Annotated in this window: 14 protein-coding genes; 9 read left to right on the forward strand and 5 right to left on the reverse strand. The window is 70.3% G+C overall.

The window, feature by feature from the left end; genetic code table 11:
* Positions 1-41: 41 nt before the first annotated feature.
* Together ACIP63_RS14065 and ACIP63_RS14070 are read right to left on the reverse strand one after the other, a co-directional pair.
* Positions 42-746 carry a glycerophosphodiester phosphodiesterase gene (locus ACIP63_RS14065; RefSeq protein WP_401514830.1) on the reverse strand — a complete coding sequence of 235 codons (705 nt, stop codon included), beginning with the start codon at positions 744-746 and terminating at the stop codon, positions 42-44.
* Positions 747-769: 23 nt separating this feature from the next.
* A complete protein-coding gene (locus ACIP63_RS14070; protein WP_401514831.1) occupies positions 770-1,804 on the reverse strand; it encodes an adenosine deaminase in 1,035 nt (344 codons plus the stop codon).
* Between the two features lie 118 nt (positions 1,805-1,922).
* Here ACIP63_RS14070 and ACIP63_RS14075 point away from each other — a divergent pair, with 118 nt between their 5' ends.
* A complete protein-coding gene (locus tag ACIP63_RS14075) occupies positions 1,923-2,633 on the forward strand; it encodes a DUF4190 domain-containing protein (RefSeq protein ID WP_401514834.1) in 711 nt (236 codons plus the stop codon).
* A gap of 72 nt (positions 2,634-2,705) precedes the next feature.
* Here the strand turns inward: ACIP63_RS14075 and ACIP63_RS14080 are convergent, their stop codons facing one another.
* On the reverse strand, positions 2,706-3,245 hold the full coding sequence (locus ACIP63_RS14080; protein WP_401515142.1) for an NADAR family protein: 540 nt from the start codon (positions 3,243-3,245) through the stop codon (positions 2,706-2,708).
* Positions 3,246-3,462: 217 nt separating this feature from the next.
* Here ACIP63_RS14080 and ACIP63_RS14085 point away from each other — a divergent pair, with 217 nt between their 5' ends.
* From ACIP63_RS14085 to ACIP63_RS14120, 8 genes are all read left to right on the forward strand, one after another.
* Positions 3,463-4,977, forward strand: a complete 1,515-nt coding sequence (locus tag ACIP63_RS14085; protein ID WP_401514836.1) for a gamma-aminobutyraldehyde dehydrogenase — start codon at positions 3,463-3,465, stop codon at positions 4,975-4,977.
* Positions 4,978-5,025: 48 nt separating this feature from the next.
* Complete coding sequence (locus ACIP63_RS14090) at positions 5,026-6,273, forward strand: spermidine/putrescine ABC transporter substrate-binding protein (RefSeq protein WP_401514839.1); 1,248 nt, start codon at positions 5,026-5,028, stop codon at positions 6,271-6,273.
* A 50-nt stretch (positions 6,274-6,323) separates the two neighbouring features.
* Positions 6,324-7,475 carry an ABC transporter ATP-binding protein gene (locus tag ACIP63_RS14095; RefSeq protein WP_401514840.1) on the forward strand — a complete coding sequence of 384 codons (1,152 nt, stop codon included), beginning with the start codon at positions 6,324-6,326 and terminating at the stop codon, positions 7,473-7,475.
* Entirely contained in the window at positions 7,472-8,395 is a 924-nt protein-coding gene (locus ACIP63_RS14100) for an ABC transporter permease (protein ID WP_362931547.1), read from the forward strand. The genes ACIP63_RS14095 and ACIP63_RS14100 overlap by 4 nt, the downstream gene beginning before the upstream one ends.
* A complete protein-coding gene (locus ACIP63_RS14105) occupies positions 8,395-9,198 on the forward strand; it encodes an ABC transporter permease (protein ID WP_393763982.1) in 804 nt (267 codons plus the stop codon). Before ACIP63_RS14100 ends, ACIP63_RS14105 begins: the two co-directional genes overlap by 1 nt.
* Positions 9,199-9,218: 20 nt before the next feature.
* Positions 9,219-10,634 carry an NAD(P)/FAD-dependent oxidoreductase gene (locus ACIP63_RS14110; RefSeq protein ID WP_401514843.1) on the forward strand — a complete coding sequence of 472 codons (1,416 nt, stop codon included), beginning with the start codon at positions 9,219-9,221 and terminating at the stop codon, positions 10,632-10,634.
* Positions 10,635-10,810: 176 nt separating this feature from the next.
* Positions 10,811-11,272: a hypothetical protein gene (locus ACIP63_RS14115; RefSeq protein WP_401514845.1), complete on the forward strand. Its 462-nt coding sequence runs from the start codon at positions 10,811-10,813 to the stop codon at positions 11,270-11,272.
* A gap of 81 nt (positions 11,273-11,353) precedes the next feature.
* Positions 11,354-13,186: a chitinase gene (locus ACIP63_RS14120; protein WP_401514848.1), complete on the forward strand. Its 1,833-nt coding sequence runs from the start codon at positions 11,354-11,356 to the stop codon at positions 13,184-13,186.
* On the opposite strand, the gene ACIP63_RS14125 is transcribed toward ACIP63_RS14120, so the two are convergent.
* Both ACIP63_RS14125 and gabT read right to left on the reverse strand, forming a co-directional pair.
* On the reverse strand, positions 13,171-13,707 hold the full coding sequence (locus ACIP63_RS14125; RefSeq protein WP_401514850.1) for a phosphatase PAP2 family protein: 537 nt from the start codon (positions 13,705-13,707) through the stop codon (positions 13,171-13,173). The two genes, ACIP63_RS14120 and ACIP63_RS14125, sit on opposite strands and share 16 nt — an antisense overlap.
* Positions 13,708-14,100: 393 nt before the next feature.
* Positions 14,101-15,441 (reverse strand): 4-aminobutyrate--2-oxoglutarate transaminase, encoded by a 1,341-nt coding sequence (gene gabT, locus ACIP63_RS14130; RefSeq protein WP_401514852.1) that lies wholly within the window; start codon positions 15,439-15,441, stop codon positions 14,101-14,103.
* Positions 15,442-15,530 lie beyond the last annotated feature (89 nt).

Raw genomic sequence — 15,530 nt, forward strand, 5'->3', positions numbered from 1 at the left:
GGATCACGGACGGTACGGACCCGCCCATGATGCCGGACCGATCAAGAAGCGCCAGAGGGAAGGGAGTTCGCCAACTGGGCCCGGAGCGAGTCGATCCGGTTGGTGGTGATGGAGTCGACCCCGAAGGAGAGCAGCCGGCGCATGGTGCGCCGGGTGTCCGCCGTCCAGGCGGAGACCAGCAGCCCGTCGGCGTGGACGCGGTCGGCCAGCTCGCGGCTCAGCAGCCCGAAACGGTAGTTCAGCCAGCGCGGCCGCACCGCTTCCAGCAGTACGGCACGCGGGGGCGCGAGCGTCGTCCAGGTCAGCGCGATCTCGGCGGACGGATCGGCCGCTCGCACCTTCAGCATCGCGTGCGTGTCCGCGCAGTAGTACACGCGCTCCTCCGCCCCGCACTCCCGCACCACACCGACGACCTCCTTCACGGAGGCGTCGGTCGCACCGGGCAGGTCGACCATGATCCGCCGGTCCCCGGCGGCGGACAGCGCCTCGCGCAGGGCGGGCACCCCGCCGCCGGTCCTCTCCTTCAACTCCCGGTGGTCCAGCCGGTCGAGGCGGACGTCATGGCCCCACAGCCGCTCCAGCGTGGAGTCGTGGAGCAGCACCGGCACCCGGTCCCGGGTGACGCGGACATCGATCTCGACCGCGTCCGCCCCCCGTTCCACGGCGGACCGGATCGAGGGAAGCGTGTTCTCGCGGGCACGATAGGGATCGCCGCGGTGTGCCACGGCGGTGACAGTGGTGGTCATGGGGCCATTGTGTCCGGCCGGGGTCACCGGCCGGGGGCCTCCAGCCAGTTCGTCGTGTACGTGTCGATCTCGGCGGCCAGCGTCCGCTTGCCGGCCGGGTCGAGGAAGGACGCCTCCACGGCGTTCTTCGCCAGATCGGCCACTCCGCGCTCGTCCAGGCCTAGCAGCCTGGCCGCCACCCCGTATTCGTTGTTGAGGTCGGTGCCGAACATGGGCGGGTCGTCGCTGTTCACCGTGACGAGGACGCCCGCCTCGACCATCTCCCTTATCGGGTGCCGCTCGATGTCGGCGACGGCCCGGGTGGCGATGTTCGACGTCGGGCAGACCTCCAGGGCGATGCGGTGCTCGGCGAGATGCGCCAGCAGCTCCGGGTCCTGGGTGGAGCTGGTGCCGTGGCCGATGCGCTCCGCGCGCAGCGCGGTGAGCGCGTCCCAGACGGTCCCCGGGCCCGTGGTCTCCCCGGCGTGCGGGACGGAGTGCAGTCCCTCGGCGATCGCGCGGTCGAAGTAGGGCTTGAACTGCGGGCGCTCCACACCGACCTCGGGTCCGCCCAGGCCGAAGGAGACCAGCCCCTCGGGCCGCAGGTCGACGGCGAGCCGGGTCGTCTCCTCCGCGGCCTCCAGGCCGGCCTCGCCCGGAATGTCGAAGCACCAGCGCAGCACGGTGCCGAGCTCGGCCTCGGCAGCCTTGCGGGCGTCCTCGATGGCCTCCATGAAGCCCTGCTCCGGGATCCCCCGGCGGGTCGAACTGAACGGGGTCACGGTCAGCTCCGCGTACCGGATGTTCTGCCGGGCCATGTCCCTGGCGACCTCGAAGGTCAGAAGCCGGACGTCCTCGGGGGTGCGGATCAGGTCCACCACCGAGAGGTAGACGTCGATGAAGTGCCCGAAGTCGGTGAAGGTGAAGAAGTCCGACAGCGCCTCCGGGTCCGTGGGGACCTTGGAGTCGGGGTGGTGGGCCGCCAGTTCGGCCACGATGCGCGGCGAGGCCGACCCCACGTGGTGGACGTGGAGCTCGGCCTTGGGCAGCCCCGCGATGAAGGGATGCAGGTCGTTCATCGGATACTCCCGGATCTCTGATGTGGGCCGGGTGTACCGGCTGCACCGATCATCGTAGGCGGGACCCTGTGGGCGGATGCCGGGCCGTAGCATGGCGGGACCACGATGGGGGAGGCCCATGTCAGACAACACACAGCAGCCCGGGGGCGAGGGCGCGCCGCGCGATCCGTGGGCTCCGCCGGACAGCAGGGTCGAGCTCGGCAAACAGCCCGCGGACGCCGTCCCGCCCGCCGTGCACAACCAGCCCACGGTCACGTCCATGCCGGGCGCCGACCCGGGCACCGGGCCCATACCCGGGCCGGCCGGAACCTTCGGCCCCCAGCAGCCCCCTGTCCCGGCCCCGCCGGTCGGGCCGAACGGGCCGGGGGAGCCCGGGCAGTACGGCTATCCGGCCGCCCCTGCCGCACCGTCGGCGGCGTACGGCTACCCCGCCGCACCCGCCGCGCCCTCGGCTTCGTACGGCTACCCGGGATACCCCGGCTACGCCGGCCAGCAGCCCTGGGGCCCCGCGCCCGCGAACGGGCTGGGGACCGCGGCGATGGTCCTCGGCATCATCGCGGTGGTCGGCTTCTGCATGTGGGGGCTGGGGATCATCCTGGGCATCCTCGCCCTGATCTTCGGGATCATCGGCCGGGGCCGCGCCAAGCGCGGTGAGGCGACCAACGGGGGCATGGCCCTCGCCGGGATCATTCTGGGATCGGTCTCGATCGCCATCAGCGCGGTCTTCCTCGGATTCCTGATCTGGGCCATCGCCAACGACGAGTCGGGCAGCGACTACGACTACGACGACCCCTACGCCACGTCACTGGTCGTCGGCACCTCCCGCTGACCGACGGCGCACGGCTGCCCGTGGCCGGGCCCGGGGACCAGGCAGGTGCCCCGGGGCCCGGCCACGCGCGCATCACCCCGCGCGCAGCCGCGTCCGCGCCTCCATCAGCGCGAAGCCCAGCAGATTCAGACCTCGCCAGGAAGCCGGGTCCGCGGTGCGCGGATCGGCCTTGGCGAGCCCGATGCCCCATATCCGGTCCATCGGACTGGCCTCGACGAGCACGCGCTCACCGGTGCCCAGCAAGTACGCCCGCAGTGCCGGGTCCTGACCGAACTTGTGGACGCTGCCCTCGACGACGAGGGCGAACCTCTCCCGTGCCCATATCCCGTCGTCGAAGCCCTTGACCAGCCGGCCCACCTTCTTCGCCGCCGCCGGGCTGCTCGCGGAGACGGCCAGGGCCTCGGCCTCGGCGTCCCCGAAGAGCCTGGCCTTGCCGGCCATCATCCAGTGCTCGGCCGTGGCATAGGTGACCGCGTCGACCGTGAACGGCGCGGGCCACCACTGACTGAGGCAGCTCTCCCCGAGCCTGCCGTCCGCGCGGGGCCGATGCCCCCAGAACGGCAGGTACTTCACGCTCTCCCCGCGGGCCGCGCGCGCCAGGAGGCCGGCCATGTGTTCCTGTCCCATGGCAGCCGAGTCTGGCATCCGCCACTGACAGCCCGTACAGGGATTTCCGTACGCACGAGACACATCGTCGACAGATTCCGTCGCGTAACCAAAAGGAAACAACGGAATCACTTGTTGGTAGAGGGCCCCTCTGTCAGGATCGGCACTCAATTCGACAAGAAGCTACGCCGCCCCTGGTCACGGGGCAGCGGAGGAGAACGTCATGGGCAACACTTTCCAGGTGCGGGACCGCTTCGCCGAGGGTGCGCAGTACATCGGCGGGCGGCTGCGTCCCGGAACGTCGGGACGCCATCAGGACGTGGTGGACCCCGCGACGGGCAGCACGGTCCTCCGCTACGAGCTCGCGGGCACCGACGACGTCGACGCCGCCGTGGCCGCCGCCCGGGACGCGTTCCCCGGCTGGTCCGGGCTGACCCCGGGCGAACGGTCGGAGGCACTGCACCGCTTCGCCGCCGTACTCGACGGGCAGGCGGACGACTTCGCCCACGCCGAATCCCTCCAGTGCGGGAAGCCGGTCAAGCTCTCCACCGAGTTCGACGTCCCCGGCACGGTCGACAACGCCTCCTTCTTCGCGGGGGCCGCCCGCCACCTCGAAGGGAAGTCGGCCGGGGAGTACAGCGGCGACCACACCTCCTACGTACGCCGTGAGGCCCTCGGCGTCATCGGCTCGATCGCGCCCTGGAACTACCCGCTCCAGATGGCCGCCTGGAAGATCCTCCCGGCCGTCGCGGCGGGCAACACCATCGTGCTGAAGCCCGCCGAGATCACTCCGCTGACCTCGCTGATGTTCGCGCAGGCCGCCACGGAGGCAGGCATTCCCGACGGCGTGATCAACATCGTCTCCGGCGCCGGCCGGGACGCGGGTGAGCACCTCGTGAGCCACCCCGACGTCGTGATGACGTCCTTCACCGGCTCCACCGCCGTCGGCAAGCGGGTCGCCGCGCTCGCCACCTCCACCGTCAAGCGCCTCCACCTGGAACTCGGCGGCAAGGCGCCCTTCCTCGTCTTCGACGACGCCGATCTCGAAGCCGCGGTGCACGGAGCGGTCGCCGGAGCCCTCATCAACACCGGCCAGGACTGCACGGCCGCCACCCGCGCCTACGTCCAGCGCCCCCTCCACGACGCGTTCGTGAGCGGGGTCGCCACCCTGATGGAGAGCGTGCGGCTCGGTGACCCCTTCGACCCGGCGACCGACCTCGGCCCGCTGATCAGCCATCAGCAGCGCGACCGGGTCGCCGGATTCGTCGACCGGGCCCGGGCGTACGCCACCGTCGTCACCGGCGGCGAGGCTCCCGGAGGCGCACTCGCCGACGGCGCCTACTACCGGCCGACCCTGATCACGGGCGCCGCCCAGGACAGCGAGATCGTCAGCTCGGAGATCTTCGGCCCCGTCCTGGTCGTGCTGCCCTTCGACACCGACGACGAGGGCATCCGCCTCGCCAACGACACCCCGTACGGACTGGCCGCCTCCGCCTGGAGCACCGGGCTGTACCGGGCAAACCGCGCCACCCGTGAGCTCAGGGCGGGCTGCGTGTGGATCAACGACCACATCCCGATCATCAGCGAGATGCCGCACGGCGGATATGGCGCCAGCGGCTTCGGCAAGGACATGTCGTCGTACTCCTTCGAGGAGTACACGCAGGTCAAGCACGTCATGTACGACAACACCGCGGTGGCCAGGAAGGACTGGCACCGCACCGTCTTCGGGGACCGATAGCAGCGGCCGCCGGCCGGCGGCCCCACCCACCCGGAAGGGCACACGCGTATGGAGCAGTACGAGCCCGAGCGCCTCTCCGCGCCCCAGCTGGCCGCCATGAGGCGCAGTCTCACGAACGGCAGGGGCGCCCTCACCCGCCGTTCCCTCCTCCGGGCGTCGGGCACGGCAGCCCTCACGCTCGGCGGCCTCGGGGCCCTGAGCGCGTGCGGCATCCCGCCCGCCGCGCGGGAAGGGGACGCCGCGGCCTCCGACGACCACTCGGCGGCGGAGAAGCAGATCAACTTCTCCAACTGGACCGAGTACATGGACGTCGGCGAGGACGAGAAGAGCCGTCCGACCCTGGACGCGTTCACGAAACGCACCGGCATCAAGGTCAAGTACACGGAGGACATCAACGACAACGTCGAGTTCTTCGGGAAGATCAAGCCGCAGCTCGCGGCGGGTCAGGACACCGGCCGCGACATCGTCATCGTGACGGACTGGCTGGCCGCACGCATCATCCGGCTCGGCTGGGCGCAGAAGCTCGACCACGCGAACCTCCCGCACGCCTTCGCCAACCTGTCCGCCCAGTTCCGCAGGCCCGACTGGGACCCGGGACGCGCCTACTCCTATCCATGGACCGGCATCCCGACCGTCATCGCCTACAACGAGAAGGCGACCGGCGGCCGGAAGGTCGACTCCGTCACCCAGCTGCTCGACGACCCCGAGCTCAAGGGCAAGGTCTCCTTCCTCTCCGAGATGCGCGACTCGGTCGGCATGACGCTCCTCGACATGGGCAAGGACCCGGGCACCTTCACCGACGCCGACTTCGACGCGGCGATCGGCCGGATGCAGAAGGGTGTCGACACGAAGCAGATACGCCGCTTCACCGGCAACGACTACACCGCGGACCTGAGCAAGGGGGACATCGCGGCCTGTGTCGCCTGGGCGGGCGACATCATCCAGCTCCAGGCGGACAACCCGGCGATCAAGTTCTCCATCCCGTCCGCCGGTTACATCACGTCGAGCGACAACATGCTGATCCCGGCCCATGCCCGGCACAAGACCAACGCCGAGAAGCTCATGGACTACTACTACGAGCTCCCCGTCGCGGCCCAGCTCGCCGCCTACATCAACTACGTCTGCCCGGTGGACGGGGTCGCCGGCGAACTGGCGAAGATCGACGAGTCGATGGCGTCCAACACGCTGATCCTCCCCGACAAGGCGATGGCCGCGAAGTCGCGGGCCTTCCGCTCCCTCAGCTCCGATGAAGAGACGGCGTACGAGGAGAAGTTCGCCAAGCTCATCGGCGCCTGACCGGCCCGTCCCCCTCCCGTTCTCCCCCGACACCACTGGGACCGCGACCCATGACACAGCAGCAGACAGAGGGCGGCGACGTCCGTCTCACCGGGATCAGCAAGACCTACGGCTCCTTCACCGCAGTGCACCCCCTCGACCTCACCGTCCCGCAGGGCTCCTTCTTCGCGCTGCTCGGCGCGTCCGGCTGCGGCAAGACCACCACCCTGCGCATGATCGCCGGCCTGGAGGAGGCGACCACCGGCACGGTCTCGCTCGGCGGCCGCGACATCACCGGCCTGCCGCCGTACAAGCGGCCCGTCAACACCGTCTTCCAGAGCTACGCGCTCTTCCCGCACCTCGACGTCAGCGAGAACGTCGCCTTCGGGCTGCGCCGCCGCGGCATCAAGTCCGTGAAGAAGCAGGTCGGCGAGATGCTGGACCTCGTCCAGCTCGGCGACTTCGCCCGGCGCAAGCCGCACCAGCTCTCCGGCGGACAGCAGCAGCGCGTCGCCGTGGCCCGCGCGCTCATCAACCACCCCCAGGTCCTCCTCCTCGACGAGCCCCTGGGCGCCCTCGACCTCAAGCTGCGCCGTCAGATGCAGCTCGAACTCAAGCGGATCCAGACCGAGGTCGGCATCACGTTCGTCCACGTCACCCACGACCAGGAGGAAGCCATGACCATGGCCGACACCGTCGCAGTGATGAACGGCGGCCGCGTCGAGCAGCTCGGCGCCCCCGCCGACCTCTACGAGAACCCCCGGACCACCTTCGTGGCGAACTTCCTCGGCACCTCCAACCTCATCGAGGGGGAGATCGTCTCCACGGGCACGGACGTCGTCGTCACGGCCGGCGGCGGGAAGCTCAGGCTGCCCGGCGGCCGGTGCGCGTCCACCGCCCGGAGCGGGGACAAGCTGCTCGTGGGCGTCCGCCCCGAAAAGATCTCCCTCGCCCGCACCGCCGACGCGGCCGCGATACCCGACGGCCGCAACCGGGTCACCGGCCGCATCACCGACTCCAGCTTCATCGGCGTCTCCACGCAGTACGTCGTCGAGAGCCCGGCCGGCACGGCCCTCCAGGTCTACGAGCAGAACATCGAGCGCGACAGCCGGCTCGTCCCCGGCGCCGACGTCGTCCTGCACTGGAACCCCGAGCACACCTTCGGACTCGACGCGGACCAGTCCATCGACGCCGGCACGGAAGGCCTGGAGGAGGTGGCGTGAGCGTCACGAAGGCGCCACCCGCGCCCCCCGCGGAGGCCGTGGTCCGCAAGCCGTCCACCCGCAGGCGGCTCGTCCCCTACTGGCTGCTGCTCCCCGGCATCCTGTGGCTCGTCGTGTTCTTCGCGCTGCCGATGGTCTACCAGGCGTCGACCTCCGTCCAGACGGGATCCCTGGAGAAGGGCTTCGAGGTCACCTGGCACTTCCGGACGTACTGGGACGCCCTGGCCGACTACTACCCGCAGTTCGTCCGATCCCTGCTCTACGCCGGCACCGCCACGCTCCTGTGCCTGCTGCTCGGCTACCCGCTCGCGTATCTGATCGCGTTCAAGGCGGGCCGCTGGCGCAACCTGGTGCTCGTGCTGGTCGTCGCGCCGTTCTTCACCAGCTTCCTGATCAGGACGCTGGCCTGGAAGACGATCCTCGCGGACGGGGGCGCGGTCGTCGACGTGCTCGACAGCCTGCACGTCCTGGACGTCACCGCCTGGCTCGGCTGGACCGAGAACAACCGGGTCCTGGCCACCCCCATGGCCGTCGTCTGCGGTCTGACGTACAACTTCCTCCCGTTCATGATCCTTCCGCTCTACACCTCGCTGGAACGGATCGACGGCCGCCTGCACGAGGCCGCGGGCGACCTGTACGCCACCCCCGCCACCACCTTCCGCAAGGTGACGCTGCCGCTGTCCATGCCCGGCGTCGTCTCCGGCACCCTGCTGACGTTCATCCCGGCCAGCGGCGACTACGTCAACGCGGAACTTCTCGGCTCCACCGACACCAAGATGGTCGGCAGCGTCATCCAGACCCAGTTCCTGCGGGTCCTGGACTACCCGACGGCGGCCGCGCTCTCGTTCATCCTCATGGCGGTCGTCCTGCTCGTGGTCACCGTCTACATCCGCCGCTCCGGGACGGAGGACCTGGTCTGATGCCCGTACTCCGCATGCTCCGCCGGAACCTGGTCGTGATCGCCGGCCTGCTGACCCTGGCCTACATGATCCTGCCGAACATCGTCGTGATGGTCTTCTCCTTCAACCGGCCGGTGGGGCGTTTCAACTACGCCTGGCAGGAGTTCTCCCTCGACGCGTGGAAGGATCCCTGCGGCGTCGCCGACCTCTGCGGTTCGCTCTCGCTCTCGCTGCGGATCGCGGTCTGGGCGACCGTCGGGGCCACCGTGCTCGGCACGATGATCGCGTTCGCGCTGGTCCGCTACCGCTTCAGGGCGCGCGGCGCGGTCAACTCCCTGATCTTCCTGCCGATGGCGATGCCCGAGGTCGTCATGGCGGCCTCGCTGCTCACGCTCTTCCTCAACATGGGCGCCGAACTCGGCTTCTGGACCGTCCTCATCGCGCACATCATGTTCTGTCTCAGCTTCGTGGTGACGGCGGTCAAGGCACGCGTGATGTCGATGGACCCGAGGCTGGAGGAGGCCGCCCGCGATCTGTACGCGGGACCCGTGCAGACATTCGTCCGGGTGACGCTCCCGATCGCCGCCCCCGGAATCGCCGCGGGAGCGCTGCTCGCCTTCGCGCTCTCCTTCGACGATTTCATCATCACCAATTTCAACGCGGGTTCCACGGTGACGTTCCCCATGTTCGTCTGGGGATCGGCGCAGCGTGGAACGCCTGTGCAGATCAACGTCATCGGCACGGCCATGTTCGTCATCGCCGTGGCAGTCGTTCTCGTCGGACAGCTCATTGCGAACCGGCGCAAGAGCAACGCGGGAAAGTGAAAACGAAGGAGTTGGAAACCATGGCGCCGGATGCCATGCGTACTGCCGCACACTCACTCTCCGAAGCGCGCCCCCTGTCCTACTGGCTCGACGACCCGGGAAAGCCGGAAGCCCGCCCCGCCCTCACCGGCGACGAGCGGTGCGATCTCCTGGTCGTCGGCGGTGGTTACAGCGGACTGTGGACCGCGCTGATCGCCAAGGAACGGGATCCCGGACGCGATGTCGTCCTCATCGAGGGCCATGAGGTGGGCTGGGCCGCTTCGGGCCGCAACGGCGGTTTCTGCGCCGCCTCGCTGACCCACGGTCTGGCCAACGGTCTGGAGCGCTGGCCGGACGAGATCGGGAAGCTGGAGGAGCTGGGCGCGCGGAACCTAGACGCCATCGAGGCGGCCGTCGCCCGCTACTCCCTCGACTGCGAGTTCGAGCGCACCGGTGAGATCGACGTGGCGACCCAGCCCCACCAGCTCGACGAGCTGCGGGAATGGCACCGCCGGGCCGAGGGCCTCGGTCTCGGGGGCCTCGAGTTCCTGGACCGCGACCAGGTGCGCGCGGAAGTCGACTCACCGACATTCCTGGGCGGACTGCTGGACCGGCGCGGCGTCGCCATGCTGCACCCGGCGAAGCTCGCCTGGGGCCTGAAGGAGGCGTGCACCGGCCTCGGCGTACGGATCTACGAGCGCACCCCGGGCCTCGGCATCGCCCGGTCGGGCGCGGGCACGGCGGTGCGCACCCCGTACGGCAGGGTGTTCGCCCGGGACGTCGCGCTGGGTACGAACGTCTTCCCGTCGCTGGTGCGGCGAGTGCGGCCGTACACGGTTCCGGTGTACGACTACGCGCTGATGACGGAGCCGCTGAGCGCGGACCAACTCGCCTCGGTCGGCTGGCGCAACCGTCAGGGGCTCGGCGACAGTGCCAACCAGTTCCACTATTTCCGGCTCTCCGCGGACAACCGGATCCTGTGGGGCGGATACGACGCCGTATATCCGTACGGCGGCCGGCTGAACGCGTCGCTGGACCAGCGGCCGGAGACCTTCCTGAAACTCGCCGGGCAGTTCTTCGAGTGCTTTCCGCAATTGTCCGGCGTGCGTTTCAGCCATGCCTGGGGCGGTGCGATCGACACGTGTTCCCGATTCTCCGCCTTCTTCGGTACGGCCCACCGCGGCCGGGTCGCGTACGCCGCCGGGTACACCGGACTGGGCGTCGGAGCCACGCGCTTCGGAGCCGAGGTCATGCTCGACCTCCTCTCGGGGCGGGAGACCGGCCGGACGGCGCTCGGCATGGTCCGCACCAAGCCGATGCCCTTCCCGCCGGAGCCGTTCGCCTGGACCGGGATCGAGCTCACCAAGAGGTCCCTGGCCCGGGCGGACAGCCATGGCGGGCACCGCAACCTGTGGCTGCGGGCCATGGACCGGCTAGGGCTCGGCTTCGACAGCTGAGCCCGGCCCGGGGCTGCCGGCGGGGCGGCCCTCCGGGACGCGGCAGCCCGCACCGACGTGACCGGGCTCACTCTCATCAGTGGGGCCGACCCGCGTCATGATCGGGCTCCGCCCCCCTCTCCCTCCCGTACGCACCGGCATCAGCCGCCGGTGCCCACGGGAAGGGAAGGTGGCCCATGACCCGCACGGGGGCGGAGGCCGCGGTCGTCTGGCTCGCATCGGTGGCGCCGGATCCGAGGGCCTGCCGGAGGGAGTGGGAGCGCAACCCCCAGGGGATGGCGCTGCTTCCCGCCGGAAGGCGCTGGGACGTGCTGCTCGTTCCGGGGGAGCTGGGCTATCCCACGCTCGACGTGCTGACCCGGCTCCTCGACAGGCCGGGGCCCGTCCTCGCGGACTTCGGCGAGGCCCGGATGGGTTTCTTCGTGCTCCCGGGGACGGCGGCCCGCTGGGTCGGGACGGGCATCCGCGGGGTCGGCGAGGGGACGTGGATCGTCGTCCCCCGGCCGGGCAGCACCGTGGGCGGGGTGCGATGGCTGATCCCGCCGGACGGCTCGGGCACGCTCACCGACGCGACCCTTCTGGAACTGGCCCTGCACGAGGCCGCGGCGGCCAGGGGCGCGCGCGACGGCGGAGGGTGAGGCACCGCCAGAGGTCTTGACAACCTGATTGGTCTGGACCATGTTGTGCACCACTCAATTCCCCCCTGTGTGGAGGCTGTTGTGGAACGCACCGGATCCAGACCACCCGTCCGTCTCTCCGGACCCATCGCGGTCTTCTCGGCCGCCCTGCTCGCCGCCGGCGCCCTGGTCGCCACGGCGCCGGCCGCCGGAGCGGCCGACGTGGATCTGGCGAGCAACGGCGGCTTCGAGGCGGGACTGGACGGCTGGAGCTGCACCGCCGGCAGCGGTGCGGCCGTCAGCACGCCCGTGCACAGCGGCACCTCGGCCCTCAAGGCGACACCGGCGGGCAGCGACAACGCCCGCTGTTCCCAGACGGTGACCGTGAAGCCCGACTCCACCTACACGCTGGGCGCGTGGGTGCAGGGCAGCTACGTCTATCTCGGGGCGTCCGGCACCGGGACCACCGACGTCTCCACCTGGACCCAGTCGGCCGGTGCGTACAAGCAGCTCACCACCAGCTTCCGGACCGGCCCCGCGACCACGTCGGTGACGGTCTACACCCACGGCTGGTACGGCACCCCCGCCTACTACGCCGACGACCTCACCCTGACCGGCCCGGGCGGTGACCCCGTCGCCGTGCCCGCCACCCCCACCGGACTGCGGGCCGGCACGGCCACCGCGTCCTCCGTCCCGCTGTCCTGGTCGGCGTCCGCCGGAGCCACCGGCTACCGCGTCTACCGCGGCGGTACGAAGATCCTGGACACCACCGGAACCTCGGCGACCGTCACCGGGCTGACCGCCTCGTCCGCGTACAGCTTCCAGGTCAGTGCGGTCAACGCCGCCGGTGAGTCGGCGAAGTCGGCGGCCGTGGGCGTCACCACCGCCACGGGCGGCGGGGGAGGGGGCGACGCCGGTCTCCCGGCCCACGCCCTCGTCGGCTATCTGCACTCCAGCTTCGCCAACGGCTCCGGATACACGCGGATGGCCGACGTCCCCGGCTCGTGGGACGTCATCAACCTCGCCTTCGGCGAGCCGACGTCCGTGACGTCCGGCGACATCCGCTTCTCGCTCTGCCCCGTGGCCGAGTGCCCGAACGTGGAGAGCGAGGCGGAGTTCAAGGCCGCCATCAAGGCCAAGCAGGCCGCGGGCAAGAAGGTCCTGATCTCCATCGGCGGCCAGAACGGCCAGGTCCAGCTCAGCTCGACCGCCGCCCGTGACGCCTTCGTCTCCTCGGTGTCCAAGATCATCGACACCTACGGTCTGGACGGCCTGGACATCGACTTCGAGGGCCACTCGCTCTCGCTGAACACCGGCGACACCGACTTCCGCAGCCCCACGACCCCGGTGATCGTGAACCTCATCTCCGCGGTGAAGTCCCTCAAGGCCAAGTACGGTGACGACTTCGTCCTCACCATGGCCCCCGAGACCTTCTTCGTGCAGCTCGGCTACCAGTACTACGGCTCCGGCCCCTGGGGCGGTCAGGACCCGCGCGCCGGCGCCTACCTGCCCGTCATCCACGCCCTGCGGGACGACCTCACCCTGCTGCACGTCCAGGACTACAACTCGGGTTCGATCATGGGCCTGGACAACCAGTACCACTCCATGGGCGGCGCCGACTTCCACATCGCCATGACCGACATGCTGCTCACCGGCTTCCCGGTCGCGGGTGACCAGGCCAAGGTCTTCCCGGCGCTCCGTCCCGAACAGGTCGCCTTCGGCCTTCCGGCCTCCACCCAGGCGGGCAACGGCCACACCTCACCGGCCGAGGTCACCAAGGCGCTGAACTGCCTGACGAAGAAGACCGACTGCGGCTCGTACCAGACCCACGGCACCTGGCCGGGGCTGCGAGGGCTCATGACGTGGTCCATCAACTGGGACCGCTTCAACAACTGGGAGTTCTCGAAGAACTTCGACGCCTACTTCGGCGGCTGACCGTTCCTCGTGCCCGCCCGCAGGGCGAGCAGCAGCACCCCGCCGACGCACCAGGCGGCCACCACGTCCAGCGGCCAGTGGTAGCCGCGCAACACCAGACCGACGCTCGTCGCCGCCGTGAGCAGGACGGCGGCGACGGGCGTCATCCATGACCGCTTCAGGTGCGGGGCCAGCAGCAGGGCCGCGGCCCCGTACGCCGCCATCGCCGTGGTCGTGTGACCCGAGGGGTAGTAGCCCGTCGCCTCGGTCAGCGGACCCTGGCGGTCCGTCCACAGCTTGAGCGGGACGACGAGCGCGGGGACGGCCGCCATGGTCACGACGGCGTACACCGCCGCACGCCTCGCGCGGCGGAACCAGGCGAGGAGGACCGCACACGCCAGCACGGGAAGGGCGACCTGCGTGTTGCCGAGATCGGCGAAGAGCTCCGCGAGCGGTGCCGGACCCCGCCCGGCCAGCTCCAGGCCGAGGCGCTCGTCGGGATCCAGCAGCGGGCCGTCGGCCAGCACCTGCCAGGTGATCACGAGGAAGAGCGCCAGCAGGGCAGCGGGAACGAGAAGAACCGGCCACCGGGGAACAGGGGGGATTGTTCCGAGGTGGCCGGTCGGATCGGTTTGCCGCGCGCCCCGGGGGGTGTGGGGCGAGCGGCCATCCGATCGGTGAGGAGTCCCGGAGCCCGAAGCTCCAGCGGTGTGCGCGATGGCACGGCCGGTACGGCGCTGGGGGAGCCCCGGCCCGGCATCACCCGCAGTCCCCTGCGGGCGGGGTGTTTCTCTCATCTGGGGAAACCGTACGTCAGAGGAAGGAGGCACCGGAAGTGACAACGGTATCCCGCCATCGCCCCCGCACACCTTCTTCACACGCCTCCACCCGGGCGCCGGTCGTCACCGCCCCGGCGCCCGGGTGCTTCGTACGGCTCAGAGGGTCCCGAACGCCTGCTCGATGATGTCCAGGCCCTCGTTCAGGAGGTCCTCGCCGATGACGAGCGGCGGCAGGAAGCGCAGCACGTTGCCGTAGGTGCCACAGGTCAGCACCAGCAGGCCCTCCGCGTGGCAGGCCTTGGCCAGAGCCCCCGCCGCGGCCGCGTCGGGGTCCTTCGTGCCGGACTTCACCAGCTCGATCGCGATCATGGCGCCCCGGCCGCGGATGTCCCCGATGATGTCGCCGTTCGGGAGCTTCGCCCGCATCTCGGAGAGGCGGCCCTTCATGACCTCCTCGATGCGCTTGGCCTTCCCGTTCAGGTCCAGCTCACGCATCGTCTCGATGGCGCCGAGCGCGCCCGCGCAGGCCACCGGATTTCCGCCGTACGTCCCGCCGAGGCCGCCCGAGTGGGCGGCGTCCATGATCTCGGCGCGGCCGGTCACCGCGGAGAGCGGGAGGCCGCCCGCGATGCCCTTGGCCGTGGTGATCAGGTCGGGCACGATGCCCTCGTCCTCGCAGGCGAACCACTGGCCGGTGCGGCAGAACCCGGACTGGATCTCGTCCGCGACGAAGACGATGCCGTTGTCCTTCGCGAACCGCGCGATCGCCGGGAGGAAGCCCTTGGCCGGCTCGATGAAGCCGCCCTCGCCGAGGACCGGCTCGATGATGATCGCGGCGACGTTCTCCGCGCCGATCTGCTTGGTGATCTCGTCGATGGCCTGCGCGGACGCCTCGGCGCCGGCGTTCTCGGCGCCGGTCGGCCAGCGGTAGCCGTACGCCACCGGCACGCGGTAGACCTCGGGCGCGAAGGGACCGAAGCCCTGCTTGTACGGCATGTTCTTCGCCGTCAGCGCCATCGTGAGGTTCGTCCGGCCGTGGTAGCCGTGGTCGAAGACGACGACCGCGGTGCGCTTGGTGTACGCACGGGCGATCTTCACGGCGTTCTCGACGGCCTCGGCGCCCGAGTTGAACAGCGCCGACTTCTTGGCGTGGTCGCCCGGCGTCAGCTCGGCGAGCTGCTCGCAGACCTCGACGTACCCCTCGTACGGCGTGACCATGAAACAGGTGTGGGTGAAGTCGGCGAGCTGCGCCGAGGCGCGGCGTACGACGGCCTCGGCGGAGGCGCCCACCGAGGTCACGGCGATACCCGAACCGAAGTCGATCAGCCGGTTGCCGTCCACGTCCTCGATGATTCCGCCGCCCGCCCGAGCGGTGAAGACCGGCAGCGTGGAACCCACACCTGCGGCGACCGCCGCGACACGGCGGGCCTGCAGCTCGGCCGACTTCGGGCCGGGGATGGCGGTGACGACGCGGCGCTCCTGCGGGAGGTCGGACATGCGGGGCTCCTGGGGGTGTTTCGGACGCTTCTGTTTCTGCAGGCTAGGGGCGGGTGCGGGCAGCGGTCATGCTCCGATCGGGAGTGGTG

Source organism: Streptomyces sp. NPDC088746 (assembly GCF_044751065.1).
Lineage (GTDB): Bacteria > Actinomycetota > Actinomycetes > Streptomycetales > Streptomycetaceae > Streptomyces.